This window comes from Pseudomonas sp. CVAP#3 (assembly GCF_018986375.1).
GTDB lineage: Bacteria > Pseudomonadota > Gammaproteobacteria > Pseudomonadales > Pseudomonadaceae > Aquipseudomonas > Aquipseudomonas helvetica.
The window spans coordinates 485681-504887 of sequence record NZ_JAHMSC010000001.1 but is presented as its reverse complement, the minus strand read 5'-3'; the positions used below and the strand labels follow the sequence as shown (position 1 = coordinate 504887).

At 58.8% G+C, this 19207-nt stretch carries 18 protein-coding genes and 1 pseudogene; 12 read left to right on the top strand and 7 right to left on the bottom strand.

Annotated features, from left to right (window positions below; all coding sequences use genetic code 11):
• Positions 1-35: 35 nt before the first annotated feature.
• Positions 36-920: a LysR family transcriptional regulator gene (locus KRR23_RS02310; protein WP_216741168.1), complete on the top strand. Its 885-nt coding sequence runs from the start codon at positions 36-38 to the stop codon at positions 918-920.
• Positions 921-1152: 232 nt separating this feature from the next.
• Here the strand turns inward: KRR23_RS02310 and KRR23_RS02305 are convergent, their stop codons facing one another.
• Complete coding sequence (locus KRR23_RS02305; RefSeq protein ID WP_216741167.1) at positions 1153-1776, bottom strand: hypothetical protein; 624 nt, start codon at positions 1774-1776, stop codon at positions 1153-1155.
• Between the two features lie 220 nt (positions 1777-1996).
• Here KRR23_RS02305 and KRR23_RS02300 point away from each other — a divergent pair, with 220 nt between their 5' ends.
• Complete coding sequence (locus KRR23_RS02300) at positions 1997-2656, top strand: EndoU domain-containing protein (RefSeq protein WP_216741166.1); 660 nt, start codon at positions 1997-1999, stop codon at positions 2654-2656.
• 79 nt (positions 2657-2735) lie between these two features.
• Here KRR23_RS02300 and KRR23_RS02295 read toward each other — a convergent pair whose 3' ends face one another.
• Entirely contained in the window at positions 2736-3236 is a 501-nt protein-coding gene (locus KRR23_RS02295; protein ID WP_216741165.1) for an RNA polymerase sigma factor, read from the bottom strand.
• Between the two features lie 335 nt (positions 3237-3571).
• Here KRR23_RS02295 and KRR23_RS28955 point away from each other — a divergent pair.
• Positions 3572-3759 (top strand): annotated as a pseudogene (locus tag KRR23_RS28955) (hypothetical protein); the annotation flags it as partial.
• A gap of 196 nt (positions 3760-3955) precedes the next feature.
• On the opposite strand, the gene KRR23_RS02290 reads toward KRR23_RS28955, so the two are convergent.
• The 5 genes from KRR23_RS02290 to KRR23_RS02270 form a co-directional block, all read right to left on the bottom strand.
• Positions 3956-4414 (bottom strand): hemerythrin domain-containing protein, encoded by a 459-nt coding sequence (locus tag KRR23_RS02290; RefSeq protein ID WP_216741164.1) that lies wholly within the window; start codon positions 4412-4414, stop codon positions 3956-3958.
• A 381-nt stretch (positions 4415-4795) separates the two neighbouring features.
• Positions 4796-5017: a formate dehydrogenase subunit delta gene (locus KRR23_RS02285; protein WP_216741163.1), complete on the bottom strand. Its 222-nt coding sequence runs from the start codon at positions 5015-5017 to the stop codon at positions 4796-4798.
• Complete coding sequence (gene fdhF, locus KRR23_RS02280; RefSeq protein WP_216741162.1) at positions 5014-7902, bottom strand: formate dehydrogenase subunit alpha; 2889 nt, start codon at positions 7900-7902, stop codon at positions 5014-5016. Before fdhF ends, KRR23_RS02285 begins: the two co-directional genes overlap by 4 nt.
• Positions 7899-9461, bottom strand: a complete 1563-nt coding sequence (locus KRR23_RS02275) for an NADH-quinone oxidoreductase subunit NuoF (RefSeq protein ID WP_216741161.1) — start codon at positions 9459-9461, stop codon at positions 7899-7901. The genes fdhF and KRR23_RS02275 overlap by 4 nt, the downstream gene beginning before the upstream one ends.
• Positions 9458-9934: a formate dehydrogenase subunit gamma gene (locus KRR23_RS02270; protein ID WP_216741160.1), complete on the bottom strand. Its 477-nt coding sequence runs from the start codon at positions 9932-9934 to the stop codon at positions 9458-9460. Before KRR23_RS02270 ends, KRR23_RS02275 begins: the two co-directional genes overlap by 4 nt.
• 554 nt (positions 9935-10488) lie before the next feature.
• Between KRR23_RS02270 and KRR23_RS02265 the strand changes: the two genes are divergently transcribed.
• The 9 genes from KRR23_RS02265 to KRR23_RS02225 all read left to right on the top strand — a co-directional run bounded on the left by KRR23_RS02265 (position 10489) and on the right by KRR23_RS02225 (position 19206).
• Entirely contained in the window at positions 10489-11487 is a 999-nt protein-coding gene (locus tag KRR23_RS02265) for an ATP-grasp domain-containing protein (protein WP_216741159.1), read from the top strand.
• A gap of 78 nt (positions 11488-11565) precedes the next feature.
• Positions 11566-12708, top strand: coding sequence for a trypsin-like peptidase domain-containing protein (locus KRR23_RS02260; RefSeq protein WP_216741158.1), 1143 nt, complete (start codon positions 11566-11568; stop codon positions 12706-12708).
• Between the two features lie 69 nt (positions 12709-12777).
• Complete coding sequence (locus KRR23_RS02255) at positions 12778-13914, top strand: phosphoribosyltransferase domain-containing protein (RefSeq protein WP_216741157.1); 1137 nt, start codon at positions 12778-12780, stop codon at positions 13912-13914.
• Complete coding sequence (locus KRR23_RS02250; RefSeq protein WP_216741156.1) at positions 13904-14662, top strand: trehalose phosphatase; 759 nt, start codon at positions 13904-13906, stop codon at positions 14660-14662. Before KRR23_RS02255 ends, KRR23_RS02250 begins: the two co-directional genes overlap by 11 nt.
• Positions 14655-15749 carry a cysteine protease StiP family protein gene (locus tag KRR23_RS02245; RefSeq protein ID WP_216741155.1) on the top strand — a complete coding sequence of 365 codons (1095 nt, stop codon included), beginning with the start codon at positions 14655-14657 and terminating at the stop codon, positions 15747-15749. Before KRR23_RS02250 ends, KRR23_RS02245 begins: the two co-directional genes overlap by 8 nt.
• Positions 15749-16699 carry an HpcH/HpaI aldolase/citrate lyase family protein gene (locus KRR23_RS02240; protein ID WP_216741154.1) on the top strand — a complete coding sequence of 317 codons (951 nt, stop codon included), beginning with the start codon at positions 15749-15751 and terminating at the stop codon, positions 16697-16699. Before KRR23_RS02245 ends, KRR23_RS02240 begins: the two co-directional genes overlap by 1 nt.
• Positions 16696-17475 (top strand): HAD-IB family hydrolase, encoded by a 780-nt coding sequence (locus KRR23_RS02235; protein ID WP_216741153.1) that lies wholly within the window; start codon positions 16696-16698, stop codon positions 17473-17475. The genes KRR23_RS02240 and KRR23_RS02235 overlap by 4 nt, the downstream gene beginning before the upstream one ends.
• A complete protein-coding gene (locus KRR23_RS02230; protein WP_216741152.1) occupies positions 17456-18043 on the top strand; it encodes a TerD family protein in 588 nt (195 codons plus the stop codon). The genes KRR23_RS02235 and KRR23_RS02230 overlap by 20 nt, the downstream gene beginning before the upstream one ends.
• Positions 18040-19206: a TerD family protein gene (locus KRR23_RS02225; RefSeq protein ID WP_216741151.1), complete on the top strand. Its 1167-nt coding sequence runs from the start codon at positions 18040-18042 to the stop codon at positions 19204-19206. The genes KRR23_RS02230 and KRR23_RS02225 overlap by 4 nt, the downstream gene beginning before the upstream one ends.
• Position 19207: the final 1 nt, after the last annotated feature.

Below are 19207 nucleotides of genomic sequence, written 5' to 3'. Positions count from 1 at the left end.
TATTTTGTGTATTCGTCCCGAAAAACAGGATTGTCATGAGGCCGGTAAATTTCGATCTAGATGCCATGCGCAGTTTCGTCACCGGGGTCGAACTGGGCAGCTTTGCCAAGGCGGCGCAAAAACTCGCGCGTTCGACTTCAGCCATCAGCGCCCAGTTGAAGAAACTGGAAGCCCAGGTGGGCTCAGCGCTTTTCAAAAAGGCAGGTCGCGGGCTTGCCCTGACTGATGCGGGAGAGGTGCTGCTCAATTACTCTCGGCGTCTTTTGAGTCTCAACGACGAGACCATCACTGCCGTCTCCGAGCTGAAGCTCAAGGGATGGGTACGCCTCGGGCTTCAGGAGGATCTCAGTAGCTTCTTGCCGACGGTGTTGGGCAGGTTCGCCAGGGCTCATCCCGATGTTCGAGTGGAAGCCCGGATTGCGCGCAATGCTGACCTGCTGAACCGGATCGAAAATGGCTCGCTCGATTTGGCGGTGGTGTGGGGTGACGTGCAGAACGTCGGATACCGGGAGCGGGTGGCGGAACTGCAAATGGAGTGGATCGGCTCTTCTCACCAGTACCTCGACTGGCGCGTCGAATCAGGGACACCGCTGCCTATCATTGCATTTGACGCGCCATGTCCTTTTCATTCGATGGCCACTGCGGCGCTGAATCGCGAGGGAATTCCCTGGCTGCTGTCGTTTACCAGTTCCAGTCTCAACGGTCTGTCCGCGGCGACCGAAGCCGGTTTGGGCTACACGATCAGGACAGCCTTGGGCTTGCAATCGGGGACCGAACTGTTGGCTGCCGGCGAACGAGGTTTGCCGCCTTTACCCTCTATAGCCCTGATGCTGCATCGAAGAGAGGCTAACCCTGATCCGCTGACCGAGCGTTTGTCGAATATCGTCATGCAGGCAATTCGAAGTGAAATTGTTTACTGAGCGATAAATTGCGAGCGTTAGCGTGATGCGCATATCAAACGAACATGAGAGAGCGGACCATGGTTTATTGCATCCATATCGTGGTCTGTCCCTGAATTCCCAGTCCCTGAATTCCCGATATTGCCGGTGCCGGTGAGGTAGACGGTGTTGCGGTGTTGCGGTGTTGCGGTGTTGCAGAGAGTGGGATTAATGAGAAACGCGCGCAACGGTCTGTTCGCTGCGCGCGCTGGTTTTACTGGGCCAGGAAGTCGAATCTCCAGAGTCCATCGGACCGGCTGAGAGTCACATCCACTTCAGTCGCCGTGATGGGGGCGACATATGGGGTCATGTCAGAGAAATTCTGCACGATGTAGGTCTGCCCGGTCATCGGTGGCGTCGCCACCATAAAGTAGAAATTCGGCTCGTATTCGAAGCTTACGGTCATGCTTGAATCCACTTTGGGCATGGTGACCACCGGCCGGCCATTGACATACCAGTTGCTGTCGAACTGGATGTACGGATTGGTCTTGTTGATAACACCACATTGTTGCGGAGTGAGCTTTTCCTGCGCCATGGAAGTGGAAGCCGGCTCCAGATAAGGTGACAGACCGTCGGGACTGACTGCCTGGAGCAGGTTTCCGGGGTTGATGCTGCGTCGGCCAGAAATGGTGATGTTGTTGGCCTTTTCGCCCAATGTAGTCACATCGGTTTCGATCAGAGCCTTATAGTCGAACGACTCGGTAGAGCCGGCAGAGCCCGTCAGGATCTGCCAGGCATAGATCCGAAAGTCACGCTGAGGTTGTTGCGGCTTGAGAAACACCAGCACGGTCTTGCCTTCCATATCGTCGACAGCGAAGTTGACATTGAAAGTAGTCATCGTCCTTCTCCTTGTTCCCTGTAGAAGCCGCAGCAAAACGCCATGGCTTGTATCTCCAGACGGGGTTTCAAGCACCTTGTGAAAAGTTTTTTCAACGACGCTCATCGACGTCGCATGCCTGAATGCCAACTCTAGATGGTGCATGGCACTTCACAACATCTGGGGGGACTGCGTCCTGACAGTGGGGCATCCCGCCCTGATGTCAGAAAGGAGTCTCATCATGCGTACTATCCATGCAATCGCCGCTGGCCTGGCGACTTCGCTACTGAGCTTGTCTGCGACAGCACAGATCAATTGTGCCGCTGGTGCAGCCGGGGTCAATCCGGTGCCGGTGCAAGTCAGTAACGTGGTCATCCCCAACAGTCGGCTCAACCCGCAGATCAACCAACGGCATATCTTCTGTGGCGAGATCAATGCAGGGGGCAACGCTGTCGGGTTTCACTCTCGGCCCGCCGGTCATGATCCAAGCCTGGGCAATGGCCCGGCAGCGCCCTTGGCGGCGCGTACATTTGGCGCACTGGTTTTTATCGTACCTCCAGGCCTGAATAACCCGCAGCCGTATCGCTACATGAACAACGGCGTGCAGATCTTCAATACGGGAACCAATGCCTGGCAGGCCAAGGCCGGACCATCGACTTTCTTCCCGGAAAGCTGCACGCAGCAGGCGGTCGTGGAGTCGATTCGTTATGCCTACATGCACCTGCTGAGCTCGGTGACACCGCCTCCCGCTGCAGCCTTTTACGGGCCTTCAGCGCCTGCCATCAATGCGCCTGGTTACTGCGTTGGCGAGAACGGATATCCATTCACCATCAGCGGTTATCTGAATAATATCGGCGGGCTCTGGTGGGTTAACACGGCCTTTCCGATAGCCAGTTTCTAAATGTCGAACGCCTGCCTCGTCAAACGAGGCAGGCGTTGTTTTCGATAGCATTGATGCGTCTGTGGAAGAGGGCGTGGGATCACTCAAATCCCCGACCATCCTCATTGAATGTACCCAGTAACACGCGTAGTTGTTGCCGTGCCAATTGCACACGCTTGCGCGCATTCGACTCACTGATCTCCAGTGTGCCGGCCATGCTTTCGTATTCCACACCGTCAATACAGCGCAGCTCAAGAGCTTCGGAGAGCGAAGCCGGTAGCTGATCTATAGCGACTCTCAAGGCTTCAAGGGATTCCAACAGGAATGCGGTGTGCTCGGGACTGTAGTGCAGCGGTTGCCAGGTCACGCTTTCATACAAGTCGTGATCCAGCCAATCGAGGCTGCAGGTGGTGGGTGCTTTGCGTATGCGGTCGATACAGAGATTGGAGGTCACACGCCTTAGCCAGGCTTGAACGTTATCAATCGTGGTCAACCGTTCAGGTTCTTTGCAGAATAGGTTGAACAGATGCAAACGCAGTTCACTGAGTGCGTCTTCAGCATCCTGCGGGCTTCGGGTCAACTGCCGACAACGTTTTCGCATGATTGCTTCGTTGTCTATCAGAAACATCCATATGGCCCCCTGCGGGGCGCCAAACCTGACATCGCACGGGCTTACTTCCATGTACCTCGCCATAATCGTTCCTTGATCGATCGCGACGCCAGTACTGGACGGCTCTGAACCTAGAGCAGCCGGAAATCTGGCCGGAACATGCAGGACGAAGTAGCGCGGGGGTTTGTGACGCGAGGTTAATAAAATACAAATAGAAGAGGTGGGACGGGCAGGTGCTGCAGAGGCGCAAGATGCGAGTACGTGGGGTTGAGAGTCCCGTGGCGAGAGTTGAACAATATTGAGTCCGAGGCTGGGTGTAGGGGAATAGCGAACCCCTTGCCTCTATTAACGCCATGACCACCGACCTGGCGTTCGAACTCGAAGGTTCTCGGCGCAATGTGGCGCTGGTGATTCAACAGTTGGTGTGCTGGCGGAGTTGCTGGTCAATCTAGCGCTAGAGCACCTTGACCAGCTCGATGGCGCAGGTAAGAGTCAGCCTGCTGTCCATCACTGAGTGGCTGCGCTCGTTTACCCGAGCGCGATGGGTGTGATTTGCTGGACGTGGTTGGGCGGCGATCACAGGCGTAGGTGCTGTCGATATAAAAAATGGGCGACCTTGTTCAGGTCGCCCATTTCATCCACGCAATGATGCTGTGAACTCAAGTATTAAGTAACAATCCCATTTTTAATAAAGATGTTTAATACTCCAACTAATGCCACTGGCGCTTTACTTCCTGCCACTGAGTATCTGACAGCCACTTGTCTGCCATCGGGAAGAAAATGTTCTCCTCGGACTCCATATGGTCATAGTATTTCTTGATAAAGTCATCGATGGCATCAGCGATCACTTTTATTTCCTGAGTTGACTCTTCCAACGCCTTGAGTTGTCCAGCAATGCGCCCAAATGCCAGATGATCTCGCTCGATATCCTTGACCCGTGGATGGATCGGTGCCTCGGTCTCCAGCAAGGCTCGCCGGATAATCTCTTCATTTTCATGGTGATGCCGCTCTGCGTCACCATGCAAGGCTTCCAGTTCCTGAAACAACAGCTTGCGATCATCGGCACCCGCGGGCTCATGCTTCATTTTTCCCAGTAATGCTTTGATCTGGGTGATTTTTTTAGCCACCTCATGATGGTAGGTGTGCAGTTCATTCAACAGGGTGTTCATATAAATTCCTCTCCGCTACACCAAGGCATCATGGATTAATTATTATTAATCACCAACTTCCAAGGGTGGTCGTATATATAAACTTCCATCACGTCTAATGCCTCCACCCACAGCATTCATCACGATGTACTAAACCTTTTTAGTATAGTCGGGCGCCAAACCCTTATCCCGGGAAATGTGCAGCCCTTGGATGAATTGGAAATATCAGGTCAGTGTTGATATGCGCTATTTGATCTACTGAAGGAGACGCTGCAAATAACAGGGGACGGGATTGTTGGTTTTGGAGGGGGGAAGAACGGGAGGCGTTATCAAGCGGAGCATGAGTTTGCCCCTTGGCCCGTCTTCACAGGCCAAGGGGCAATTCCAATGGATCAGGTGAACCTAAGCCTCCCAGCCCGCCCCACTGACCGCCGATTGCACCAGCGGGTGCAAGTCTGCGCCCTGATGCTCCGTTTGCCAGGCCAGCAATTCCTTGCGCATGCCGGGCGTCCAGTACATTTTCAGGTGATTACGCACGTCGAGCACGGCTTGTTGCTGGTCCGGCTCGCTGGCGAAGTACTGGGCGATCTGGTTAGCCATTTTGATCAGGTTGGCGGTGCTCATCGGCGTACCTCGGCTTTTGCTCCGGTGGTGCGTGCCTGGCGGCGTTCGTCGAGCAGGCGTTGTTGATCGTCACTGAACGCCTGATAGCGCTTTTGCCACTCGGAAGGGTGGTAGACGCGGCTGACTTCCACGGCGGTGACCTTGTACTCCGGACAGTTGGTGGCCCAGTCGGAGTTGTCGGTGGTGATGACGTTGGCCCCCGATTCCGGGAAGTGGAAGGTGGTGTACACCACGCCTGGGGCTACCCGTTCGGTGATCCGCGCACGCAGGACGGTTTGTCCGGCGCGGCTGCCAATGCCAACCCAGTCACCTTCGTTGATGCCACGGCTCTCGGCGTCGGTCGGGTGGATTTCCAGGCGGTCTTCGTCGTGCCAGGCGACGTTTTCGGTACGCCGGGTCTGGGCGCCGACGTTGTACTGGCTGAGGATCCGCCCGGTAGTCAGCAGCAGCGGATAGCGGCTGTTGACCTTTTCCTCGGTGGGCACGTAGCCGGTGAGCATGAAGCGCCCTTTGCCGCGCACGAATTCCTCGATGTGCATGGTCGGCGTGCCGTCCGGTGCTGCGGCGTTGCACGGCCATTGCAGGCTGCCGTGGCGCTCCAGTTCGGCGTAGCTGACGTTGGTGAAGGTCGGCGTCAGGCTGGCGATTTCATCCATGATTTGTGACGGATGCTGGTAGTTCATCGGGTAACCGAGGGCGTTGGCCAGGGCCACTGTGCCTTCCCAGTCAGCCTTGCCGCCCAGCGGTTCCATGACTTTGCGCACTCGGGAGATGCGCCGCTCGGCGTTGGTGAAGGTGCCGTCTTTTTCCAGGAACGAGGCACCCGGCAGGAACACGTGGGCGAACTTGGCGGTTTCGTTGAGGAAAATATCCTGCACCACGATGCATTCCATGGCCGACAGGGCCGCGGTGACGTGCTGGGTATTCGGGTCGCTCTGGGCGATGTCTTCGCCCTGGCAATACAAGCCCTTGAAGCTGCCGCCCAAGGCTGCCTCGAACATGTTGGGAATGCGCAGGCCCGGATCGGGTTGCAGCGTAACGTTCCAGGCCTGTTCGAACTGCGCTCGTATCACCTCGTTGGAAATGTGCCGGTAACCGGGCAACTCGTGCGGGAAGGAGCCCATGTCGCAGGAGCCCTGAACGTTGTTCTGCCCGCGCAGCGGGTTCACGCCCACGCCTTCGCGGCCGATGTTGCCAGTGGCCATGGCCAGGTTGGCGATGCCCATGACCGCGGTGCTGCCCTGGCTGTGTTCGGTGACGCCCAAGCCGTAGTAGATCGCCGCATTGCCACCGGTGGCATACAGCCGGGCGGCGGCGCGGATGTCGGCAGCGGGGACGCCGCAGATGTCGCCAAGGACTTCCGGCGAGTTTTCCGGGCGGCTGACGAACGCCTTCCACTGGGCGAAATCGTTGCCTTCGCAACGGGCGTCGATAAAGGCCTGGTTGAGCAGGCCTTCGGTGACGATGACGTGCGCCAGGGCGTTGAGCATGGCGACGTTGGTGCCCGGGCGCAGGGCCAGGTGCAGTTCGGCGCGGGCATGCACCGTGTCCACCAGGTCAATGCGGCGTGGGTCGATAACGATCAGCCGCGCGCCTTCACGCAGGCGGCGTTTGAGCTGGGAGGCGAACACCGGGTGGGCGTCGCTCGGGTTGGCGCCCATCACCAGAATCACGTCGGCCTGCATCACCGAGTCGAAGCTCTGGGTGCCGGCGGACTCGCCCAGGGTTTGTTTCAGGCCATAGCCGGTCGGCGAGTGGCAGACCCGCGCGCAGGTGTCGACGTTGTTGTTGCCGAACGCGGCGCGCACCAGTTTTTGCACCAGATAGGTTTCTTCGTTGGTGCAGCGGCTGGAGGTGATGCCACCAATGGAGTCGCGACCGTATTTTTGCTGCAGCCGACGGAATTCGCTGGCGGCGTAGGTCACCGCTTCATCCCAGCTGACTTCCTGCCAAGGGTCGTTGATGTGCTTGCGGATCATCGGCTTGGTGATGCGATCCGGGTGGGTCGCGTAGCCCCAGGCAAAGCGCCCTTTGACGCAGGAGTGGCCGTGGTTGGCCTGGCCGTTCTTGTCGGGGACCATGCGCACGACCTGGTCGCCTTTCATCTCGGCGCGGAACGAGCAGCCCACGCCGCAATAGGCGCAGGTGGTGATCACGCTGTGTTCGGGCTGACCCAGTTCGACCACGCTTTTTTCCATCAGCGTCGCGGTCGGGCAGGCTTGCACACAAGCGCCGCAGGACACGCATTCCGAGTCGAGGAAGTTTTCGCCACCGGCGGCCGCGACCCGGGATTCGAAACCGCGCCCGGTAATGGTCAGGGCAAAGGTGCCCTGGGTTTCTTCGCAGGCGCGCACGCAACGGTTGCAGACGATGCACTTGCTCGGGTCATAGTCGAAGTAGGGGTTGGAGGTGTCCTTCTGGTCGTCCAGATGGTTCTCGCCTTCATAGCCGTAACGCACTTCTCGCAGGCCGACCTGGCCGGCGACAGTTTGTAGCTCGCAGTTGCCGTTGGCCGAACAGGTCAGGCAGTCCAGCGGGTGATCGGAGATGTACAGCTCCATGACGTTGCGGCGCAGGGTCGCGAGCTTTGGCGTCTGGGTGTGCACGCTCATGCCTTCGCTGACCGGCGTGGTGCAGGACGCCGGGTAGCCGCGCATGCCGTCGATCTCGACCAGGCACATGCGGCAGGAGCCGAAGGCTTCCAGGCTGTCGGTGGCACACAGTTTGGGAATGGTGGTGCCCAGCAGCGCGGCGGCGCGCATCACCGACGTGCCTTCGGGCACGCTGATGCTTTGGCCGTCGATGTTCAGGGTGACTTGCACCTCGCTGTTGCGGGCCGGGGTGCCGAGGTCGATATCGGTATTCGGGTCGAAGAGCGTGATCATTGGTCGGCCTCCGGGGCTTGCAGACCGAAGTCGGCGGGGAAGTACTTGAGGGCGCTGACCACCGGATAGGAGGTCATGCCGCCCAACGCGCACAGCGAACCGTACTGCAGGGTGTCGCACAGGTCCTTGAGGATGATCACCTGTTCATCGCGACTGCTCTGGTCCGGCGCGGCCAGCAGGCGGTCGATCACCTCCACGCCCCGGGTCGAGCCGATGCGGCAGGGAGTGCATTTGCCACAGGATTCCTCGGCGCAGAACTGCATGGCGAAGCGCGCCATGTGGGCCATGTCGAGGCTGTCGTCAGCCACCACCACACCACCGTGACCGAGCATGGCGCCGATGGCGGCGAACGCTTCGTAATCCAGCGGCGTGTCGAATTGCCCCGGTGGCACCCAGGCGCCGAGGGGGCCGCCAACCTGCGCAGCTTTCAGCGGTCGGCCACTGGCGGTACCGCCGCCATACTCTTCCACCAGTTCGCGCAGGCTCAGGCCAAAGGCCCGTTCCACCAGGCCGCCGTGACGAACATTGCCCGCCAGTTGGAAAGGCATGGTGCCCAGCGAACGGCCCATGCCGTAATCGCGATAGAACTGCGCGCCCTTCGCCAGAATCAGCGGCACCGAGGCCAGCGTCAGCACGTTGTGCACCAGGGTCGGCAGGCCGAACAGGCCCTGCAACGCCGGGATCGGTGGCTTGGCGCGGACGATCCCGCGCTTGCCTTCGAGCGAGTCGAGCAGCGCGGTTTCTTCACCGCAGATGTAAGCGCCGGCACCGACCCGCACTTCCATGTCGTAGGCCAGGCCGCTGCCGCCGACATTGGCGCCGAGGTAACCGGCGGCTCGGGCGATATCCAGCGCCTCGCGCAATGTGGCGACGGCTTGTGGATATTCCGAGCGCACATAAATGTAGCCATAGCTGGCGCCGACGGTGATGCCGGCAATGGCCATGCCTTCGATCAGCAGGAAGGGATCGCCTTCCATCAACATACGGTCGGCGAACGTGCCGGAGTCGCCTTCGTCGGCGTTGCACACAATGTATTTCTGCGCCGCCTGGGTGCCGCGCACCGTGCGCCATTTGATCCCGGCCGGGAACGCCGCGCCGCCACGGCCACGCAGGCCCGAATCGAACACGGCGGTCGCGGTCTGCTCGCCGCCCAGGGCGACGGCCTGGGTCAAGCCCTCGAAACCGCCGTGGGCTCGGTAATCGTCCAGCGACAGTGGCCGGGTAATGCCTGCGCGGGCAAACAGCAGGCGTTGCTGAGACTTGAGATAAGGCAATTCTTCCACCAAGCCCAAGGCCAGTGGATGAGTAGATGGCTCGCCTTGCAGCGCATCGAGCACCGATGGCACATCGGCTGCGGTCAGCGGGCCAAAGCCGATACGGCCTTGCGGTGTGTCCACTTCCAGCAGCGGTTCCAGCCAGTACAGGCCGCGAGAGCTGGTGCGTTGCAGGTCCAGCGGCAGATTGCGTTCCCGGGCCTGAGTGGCCAGGGCCACGGCCACCTCATCGGCACCCACGGCACGGGCAAGAGAATCATAGGGCAGATAAAGACTCGGCATCATGCGTCCTCCAGGCAAGCGTCGAGCAGGGCATCGAGGCGCTCGGCGCTGAGCCGCGCATGCACCTGACCATCCAGCTCAAGGGCCGGCGAGCAGGCGCAGGCACCGAGGCAATACACCGGGCGCAGGCTGATGTTGCCGTCGGCACTGCTGCCGTGGTCGTCCAGTTGCAGGCGTTCACGCAATTGCGCCGCGAGCTGCTCGGCGCCGCGGCTCTGGCAGGACTCGGCCCGGCACAGACGCAGGATATGCCGCGCCGGAGGTGCGGTACGGAAGTCATGGTAGAAGCTGATCACCCCGCGAACCTCGGCCTGACTCAGGTTCAGCGCATGGGCAATCTCGGGGACGGCGGCATCGGGGATGTAACCGATGCCCTCCTGAATATCATGAAGGATCGGCAACAGCGCGCCGGGCGAACCCTTGTGGCGCTCCAGCAGGCTGTTGACCATCGGCAGGTTCAACATCTCATCAGGCATACAGCATTCCTCACGGTCACGGACAAACCAGGTGGTTGTCGGTTGTCCGAAAAGTGTCGGCTGCGGCATTCACACCACGTCACGGTATCGTGGCATTTTCAGGCCGTTGGCCAGGCACCCTGAGCGGGCATCTTGTTGGGCCCGGTGCGGTCTTTGCCGCACCTCTTCAGGGCATATACGGCAGCTTGCCACGCTGCCTTTGAATCATCTGCACCAAAGCGACGTGTTCGGTTCTTTCTACGACTACTTATTGAGTCTAGAAGAGTGGAGTCCAAGTCGTCATCCCTGAGTGGCCAGAGATGATGTGCAGCGCTATCGCGAATCATGCTTGAACCACTTCATCCGTTCCCTCACGCGCAGTAACTCGATGGACGGCACGATATAAACATCATGGAATTGCACCACTGCACGGGCGCACAGTGGAGCGAGCGGTCAGGAAATTGAGTAGCCTTTTGTCTGATGTCCGTTATCGTGACGGGAAATTTACCTGGCATCGGGGGGGCGCTACTCATTGCGAGTGGCCATCCCGGTCAAATTTATTCAGGAGCGTAAACGTGATCTGGTTTCTCGAAGGTCAATCCAGCCAGCGCGATATTCTTATTGGCGCGCGGGAAGCACTGCCAGCGAACGTCAAGATTTTTGCCTCCCATCGACAGGATCGACCTGAAATCACTGGTCAGGCGGATGTCAGCTTTCAAGAGCCCCTGGACAATGAGGCGCGAATCGACTGGGTGATCGCCACGGCGCTTGAGCACGGCATCAAGGTGATTCTTGCCGGCCGTATCGGCAGTTTCTACGAAGCGGTCCGTGAGCGGTTCGACGCTGCCGGGTTGCAGCTTGTTACTGGCGGTATGTCCATGGACACCTTCCATAACGTCGACGATAAAAGCCGGTTTACGGCAGAGGCCGAGCGGGCGGGGTTGGCCTGCATTCCAGCAGTGACGGTAAACAATGCTCAGGAACTGGCCGCGTCCTATGAGTTGTTGTCCCGGCAGGGAGAGGTTTGCATCAAGCCTGTCGTCGGTATCTATGGGCAAGGTTTCTGGCGGTTCAAGGCAGATGTCGACCCGTTCCGCTGTCTGGAAAACCCGGACGCGCGCGAAGTCGATTTTGAAACCTACCTGAGCATCTACAAGACCGGCACAGAGCGGGCGCCTATGCTCGTGATGCCCTATTTGCCGGGTAGCGAGTGCTCCGTGGACATGGTATGTGAGGCGGGTAAGCCGGTTGCGTTCGTCGGCAGAAGAAAGCAGGGGGTTCACCAGACCTTCGAGCGCGAGTCCGCAGCGGTTGAACTGGCCCTCAAGGCCGCGGCGCACTTCAAGTGTGATGGACTGGTCAATGTCCAGACGCGAGATGACCGCAATGGTGTTCCTCATCTGTTGGAAATCAATCCGCGCTATTCCGGCGGGATCGGATACACACGGGCAACCGGAATAAACCTGGCAGGAATATTCGCCGTTCGTCGGCTGGGTCTGCCAGAACCTGCGTGCCAGTGGGTGGACAGAGTCCGGGTGAAGCCAGTCACAGTTGCCGTTGTAGCACCTTCCTGATATTACAACGCCACATAGACAGTGAATGATTGTTGCTGTCTTGGCATAATTGCCAGCTACCGATCAAGGAACGACAGGATGAAGGCGCTTACGCCTGGAGCGAACGCCGCTATTTCGGGCGAAAAATGTGCATGGACGCTAGAGTGCAGCCACTCATCCGTCTTTGGGGAATACGCAGCCGTAGCGCTGCTGCCCGTTACTGAGAAGCGTCTTCCGACAGGTGACCCGGCTCTGTTTCAAGTCACTCAACAGTGGATGGAATGGAGCGGCACCACGTCGTCTATTGGTTGTTCCCTCGATTTGTCCCGACTTCCTGGCGGCAGCGAACGTCTGCTGCTGGTCGTCTATACCTTCTCCGCTGCCGGCCCGATCAGCGAGCTCAAAGACTTGCGCCTGCAAGTCGACAGTCAAGTCGAGTTGTTGCTTGATCTGAAAAGTAATGGCGAATCAGCAATCGTCATTGGCGAGTTCTATTGCCGCAACGATCAGTGGAGATTCCGCGCGCTGGCTGAAGGTTCGGCTTACGGCCTTGCCGCAATGGGCCGTCGCATGGGCATCACGATCGATGATGCGCATCCCGCGCGCCGTCCGTATTCAGGTGATTCACCGAGGAATCGCAGCTCGGCGACGGGGACCGGATTCGCCGTTTCACCCAACCATGTCATGACGTGTGCCCATGTGATCGAGGAGATGCAGGAACTGCATATTTCCTCCTTTGCCGGTCGCTACTGCGCCGAAGTGGTGGTGGTCGATCGGCGAAACGATATGGCCTTGCTGCGCATTCAGGATTGCCCGCCGCTGTCGCCCGTCGTCTTCAAGGAGGGCGGCGGTGGTTGTGCGCTGGGCGAGTCGGTAATTGTCCTGGGTTTTCCGATGGCAGGCCTGGCGGGCGGTGGCGTTCATGTGACACAGGGCGGGGTGTCCGGTTTGTTCGGATTGCACAACGATGCAAGCCTGCTCCAGTTCACCGCGGCTATTCAGCCAGGGTCCAGCGGTAGCCCGCTGTTCGATACCAGTGGCGCAGTCATCGGGATGGTGACGTCGACGCTGCCGGATGCGCAAAACATGAACTTCGCCGTCAAGTCCGGGTTGTTAATGGCCTTTTTGGATGCCTGCCACGTCTCGCCACCCAACTCTCCAACGGGTCGGATTTTTTCGACCGCCGAAATGGCTCGTGAAGCTCATTCATCGCTCTGGCGGATCGAAGCCAGAAATCCGTAGAGGCATCCTGCTTTAAAAATAGTGAAGGGTTGTCAGTTCACTACCTCGCCTCTTTTAGGAATGTTGCAAATGGAATTCGCAGTAGAAAAAAACTCGACCACCCGACTCACCGCGCAGCTTAAACGCGGGCTGATGGAAGTCGATGTCGATGAATCATCCATCGAACCCCGTACGTTGTTTGGGTTCGCTGAACGCCGCAATCCAAAACGTGCGTTCCTTTTTGTGTCCCGCGTCCTGGGCCGGCATATTCCTGTTCGCCCATCGATCATGCAGGCCAGTTACGAAAGCCTGGCGGCAAAGATTCCCGATGACTTGCCGGGACCGGTACTGGTGATCGGTATGGCAGAGACGGCCGTCGGTCTGGGGGCCGGCGTGCACCGCGCTTACAGCAAGACCCGCCCGGACACCGTCTATATGGTCAGCACTCGCCATCCGGTCGGCACTGAGTTGTTCACCCGTTTTGAAGAAGAACACAGCCACGCCAGCGCGCACCTGATTCACCAGCCTACCGATCCTGATATCCGTGAAATGATGCTGCAGGCTCGTTCCCTGGTGCTGGTCGACGATGAAGCCTCCACCGGCAAGACCTTTATCAATTTGCATCGGGCGCTTGTGGATGCCGGGCTGAGCAACGTGGAGCGGGTCGTGACCTGCGTGCTCACCGATTGGTCCCGTGGCGCGGTACGTAACGTTCTTGGCGAGACGGCCATTCAGGTTTCCTTGCTACAGGGGGCTTATCGCTTCTCTGAAGATCAGAACGCGCCTCTACCTGAAATGCCTGATGTGGGCGCCGTTGCCGTAGGTGAATGGCCAATCGACCCGAGTAACGATTGGGGACGTCTGGGCGTGCGTCATGTTGACGACACATTGGCCCTGGATATTCAGGTCAAGCCGGGCGAGCGCGTGATGGTCGTGGGCACCAGTGAATTCGTATGGCGTCCGTTTCTTCTGGCTGAACGTCTTGAACGAGCAGGGGCCGACGTTCATTTCAGCTCCACCAGTCGGTCGCCGATTGCCTTGGGTCACGAGATTGGTCACGCCTTGTCGTTCTCCGATAACTACGGCCTCGGTATCCCGAACTTTCTTTATAACGTGCGTCCGGGTCAGTTTGACCGTGTGTTGATCTGTACCGAAACGCCTGCACGGGCAGTTCCCCAGTCGCTGATTGATTCGCTGAACGCAGAGGTCATTGTTGATGGGCAGTAAGCGTCCCCTGATACTTATCGATCTCGATGACACGTTGTTTCAGACAGCCCGCAAGATGCCGCAAGGATCTGCGCGGCACACCGCGACGCTGGATGTCGAGGGTCAGCCCAATGGCTATATGAGCTCCGTACAGAAAAACTTTGTGGAGTGGCTGCTGGCATCGGCAGATGTCGTGCCGGTCACGGCGCGTAGCGTTGAAGCTTACAGCCGCGTGAAATTGCCCTTCGTCGCGGGCGCCGTGTGTTCCCATGGTGGGGTGATCCTCCAGCCCGACGGTGCGCTGGATCGGGATTGGCATGGGCAGATGACCGACGCGCTGGCGGCGTATCAGAACCGCCTTCCGGCACTGAGTGCTGCAACCCTGGCTATCGGCGAGGAAATGGGTTTTTCCCTGCGCGGATGGGTTGTGGAAGAACAGGGCCTGTTGAATTACGTCGTGACCAAGCATAACGAGTCGGACGATTCTGTGCTGCAAAAGGTCCTGGTCGAGGTCCAGGCCCGTGGTCTGTTGGACGACATGCATATCCACGGCAACGGCAACAACCTGGCCTTCCTGCCGAACGGATTGTCCAAGCGTCTGGCGGTTCAAGAGTTGCTTCGTCGCGATCGCGTCGCCAATGGCGAACGCCCTGTACTGGGATTTGGTGACAGTGTCACCGACCTTGGCTTCATGAGCGAATGCAACTTCTGGGCGACCCCTTCCAATAGCCAGTTGGCGAAGGTTGTGGAGGCAATGATCCATGGTTGATGCCTTCGCACATCTGACCACGGTTGGCAGTGGCAGCTACGCGCCCGATGACGTGCACTTCCTTTTGCAACCGGTCGAAATCGAAGTGACGGATGTTCAAGAGAAAGAGCGCCTGATCCAGACGCAGCAGAAGCATTACTCTGAAATGATCAGCCTGGAATCGGCTCCGACCGAGGTCCACAAAGGGCTTTACCAGCGCGCAATGTTGCAGAATTCGGCCAGGATGGCCCGTGATGTTCAGTCCTTGGCGCTGGCGCTGGATCAGGCTTGTGACGGCCCTTCGATCGCGCTGGTTTCGTTCGTGCGTGCGGGCTTGCCCCTGGGCGTATTGCTGCGCCGAGCGCTCCTGGACCTGGGGCGTGACGCTCATCATTACGGCATCAGCATTGTTCGAGATCGGGGCATCGACATGATTGCCCTGGAAGCCGTGATCAAAGCTCATGGGGCTGAAAACATTGTTTTTGTTGATGGCTGGACAGGCAAGGGCGCCATCTCCGCAGAAATCCAGCGCAGCCTCAAGGGCGACACGCGCTTTCCCGAGCAGCCACGTCTTGTGGTGCTGGCCGACCCTTGCGGGCGCGCCTGGCTGGCGGCGTCGGCCGAGGACTGGGTGATTCCGTCCGGCATCCTCGGGGCCACGGTTTCCGGCCTGGTATCGCGCTCCATCTGGCCCACCAACGGTGGCCTGCATGGATGCGTGGTCTACGACCATTTGCACGAGCACGACGTAACGCGAGAGTTCATCGAGCAGATCGAAGCCGTGCGTCAGGCGCAGGCTCCGGTGGCGGCCGCGGCACCCTGGACGGAGGCGCAGCGCAGCGAACTGCAGTCTTCGGCGCTGAGTGTCATCGACGCCATTGCCGCTCAATGGGGCATCACCAATCTGAACCGGGTGAAACCCGGCATTGCCGAGGCCACGCGTGCCGTACTGCGCCGCGTACCGGATCACGTTCTGGTCCGCGATCGCAGCGATCCGGACGTTCAATTGCTGATGCACCTGACCGAGCGAGCGAACGTGGCGGTTGAGGAGATGGGGGCTGCCCTCGGTCCTTATCGTGCCGTGACCGTCATCCGGAGTTTGAGCTGATGAAAAAACTATCGCCCTACGCCCTCGGAGCAACGCTCTATATGCCGGCCACCCGCGAGGACATCCTCGATGTGGTTTTGCACAAAAAACTGCCCGAACTACGATCGATGGTGGTGTGCCTTGAGGATGCGGTCGCGGAAATCGACGTCGATACGGCGCTGGCCAATCTTCATCAGTTGCTGCACTCGATTCAACAGCAGGGCGGCCGCTCGGCAGATGGGCCGCTGCTGTTCGTGCGACCGCGTGATTCGCAGATGGCCGCGGTTCTCAACGAATGGCCGTTGATGGCGCATGTGGATGGTTTTGTCTTGCCCAAGCTAAGCCTGTCCAACCTGCGTTCGTGGGAGTTGGCTGTCACCAATCCCGACATTTTTCTGATGCCAACCCTGGAAACCCGAGAGGTCTTCAACCCAGTCGAAATGGTCGAATTGGGGGTAGCGCTCAAACAGACCCTGGACCATCGCATTATTGCGCTGCGCATCGGCGGCAATGACTTACTGGGCTGCCTGGGTCTTCGGCGCAATCCGGCTACAACGCTTTACAGTACACCCATGGGTTACGTGATTCCGATGCTTGCCGGGGTCATGGGGTCGCAAGGGTTTGCCTTGACCGCCCCGGTGTTCGAGTGTTTGGCGACGCCGCATTTGCTGGTGGAAGAACTGAACCTCGACATTGCCCATGGCCTGGTGGGCAAAACGGCGATTCATCCAAGCCAGATCAGCAGCATTCAGGACAGCTTGCGCGTCAGCCTTGAAGATCTAAATTGTGCCAAATTGATGCTGAATGAAGTCGCGCCAGCCGTCTTCAATCACAATGACACCATGTGCGAACCCGCTACTCACTTCAAATGGGCCACCAATATCCTTGAGCGTGCGAGGTGGCATGGTGTCAGGCATGCGGAGCCGAGCCATAGCGATCAATCGATTCGTCTTGCAGAGGCGGGCCGATGACCCAGGAGATGCTCGAGACAGGCCCGACCGAGGCCAAAGTACTGTCGGTTTTCGATTTCGACGGCACCTTGACCCGGCATGACAGCTTCATTCCCTTTCTCAAATTTGCGTTTGGCAAGTTCGAGTTCGCCAAGCGCTTGCGCCTGCTCGCCGGGCCGGGGGTGCGTTACCTGACGCGCCGCTTATCGCGAGACGAGCTCAAGGCAAGGTTGATCGCCGTTTTCCTGACCGACACCAAAGAAGAGTGGGTCCGGCACAAGGCCGCAGAATTTTGCGGCCTGTATTGGACCCGCCTGATGCGGCCTGCCGGGTTGATTGCTGTGTCCGCCGAAAGGCAGGCCGGCAATGAGGTCACCCTCTGTTCAGCCTCTCCGGCATTGGTTCTGAAACCGTTTGCCGATCGCCTCAATATCAAATTGATCGCCACCGAACTGGAGGTCGTCGATGGGCGGCTGACGGGGCGGATATCGGGTAGCAACTGCCGCTGTGAAGCGAAGGTACAGCGACTTGAAGCTGTGTACGGAGATTTGACGCAATACCGATTGCGCGCCTGGGGCGACACCCGAGGTGATCACGAACTATTGGCTGCTGCGCAAGATGCGCACTGGCGACATTTCCACCCCGCATGGCGTCGAGGGCGCCTTCGGATATCCAGGACCGTGGCTCGAGAAGCAGGCGTTGTGCCGATGGCGACTCGTCCGGTTGAGGACAGCAACGATACACACCAGCAATTGACGACCAACAAGGAGCGTACCGATGGCCCTAACTCTGACTAAAAACCAATCAATCTCCCTGGAAAAAACCGCAGGCGGTGGCCTCACGGCGATCAGTCTTGGCCTCGGCTGGGATCCAGAGAAAGCCGGGTTCATGGGGCGATTGATGGGTAATAGTGGTGAGGTCGACCTGGATGCTTCGTGCATTCTTTTCGATGCCGACTTCAAGCCAGTAGACCTGGTGTGGTTCCGTCAATTGACGTCCCGCGATGGTTCGATCCAGCACTCGGGCGACAACCGCACCGGCGAAGGCGATGGCGACGACGAAACCATCACGGTTGATCTGCAGCGTCTGCCAGCCACCGTCAAGTCCCTGGTGTTTACAGTGAACAGCTTCACTGGCCAGAACTTCGAGAAGATTGCCAACGCCTATTGCCGCATCGTCAATGCGAGCAACAAGACCGAACTGGCACGTTTCAATCTCTCCGAAAAGGGCCGTCACACCGGCGTCGTCATGGCCAGTCTGGTTCGCGGAAACGGCGGCTGGGAATTCAAGGCGATTGGTCAGGTGACCAATGGCCGCACAGCTGATGACCTGGTCAACCTGGCTGCTCAGGCGGTGCGTGCATGACGACCCTGGTTCCTGGTGGAAACGCGCCGGTAGCCACCGGCCAGGTGCGGATCGATATCAGCTACTCGGCAATCCCGGGTGCGGATATCGACGTGTCTGCATTCGTCCTGGGGGCCGCGGGTAAAGTCCGCGGCGACGCCGATATGTGCTTCTACGGCCAGACCAATGTGCTGGGCGGTACGGTGCAGATGACCGAGTCCTCTGCCGGTCGTGCGGTATTCAGCCTTGATTTGTCGCGCCTTGATTCGGCGGTCGAGAAAGTGGCGCTGACAGCAACGATTTACGAGAACAAAGCCAGCTTCGATCGTGTATCCCATCTCGCGCTGACCGTCACCGGTGGTATCGAGGCGCAGATACCAACCAGCGGAATGAAAGAAACCGCGCTGATTCTCGGCGAGTTTTATCGTCGCCAGGGCGAGTGGAAATTCCGTTGTGTCGCTCAAGGTTTTGCCGGCGGTCTGGAGCCTTTGGCCAAGTACTTTGGGGTCGAAATTGCCGCGCCTTCCCCGGCTCCGGTGGCCGCGCCTGCACCTGTTGCGGCGCCCACCGCGCCACCGAAGTCTTCGGTCAGCCTGAGCAAAATCACCCTCGACAAGACTCGCTCCTCGATCAGTCTGGAGAAAACCTCGGAAGGCTTCGGCGAGATCAAGGTCAACCTCAACTGGAACAAAGGCAAGGGCGGTGGCTTCTTCTCGCGAAACAACGCCATCGACCTCGACGTGGGTTGCCTTTATGAGTTGCAGGATGGCTCCAAAGGAGTTGTTCAGGCGCTGGGCAACAGCTTCGGCGAACTCGACTACGACCCTTACATTCAGTTGATGGGAGATGACCGTACCGGTGCCGTCAGCGATGGTGAATGGCTCCACATCAACGGTAAGCATTGGGGGGATATCCGGCGTGTGCTGGTTTTCGCCTTCATCTACGAAGGTGCGCCGAACTGGCGTGAGACCGATGGTGTCGTGACCATTTATGTCCCGGGTCAGCCACCGATCGAGGTTCGCCTGAATGAAGAAGGCGGTCGCCTTGGCATGTGTGCAATCGCTCTTCTTGAGAATGTGGCCGGCGGCGTCAAGGTCAGTCGACGCGTTGATTTCCATAAAGGGCATTCGGTCATGGACAAGGCTTACGGTTGGGGCATGCGCTGGTCGGCTGGCTCCAAGTAAT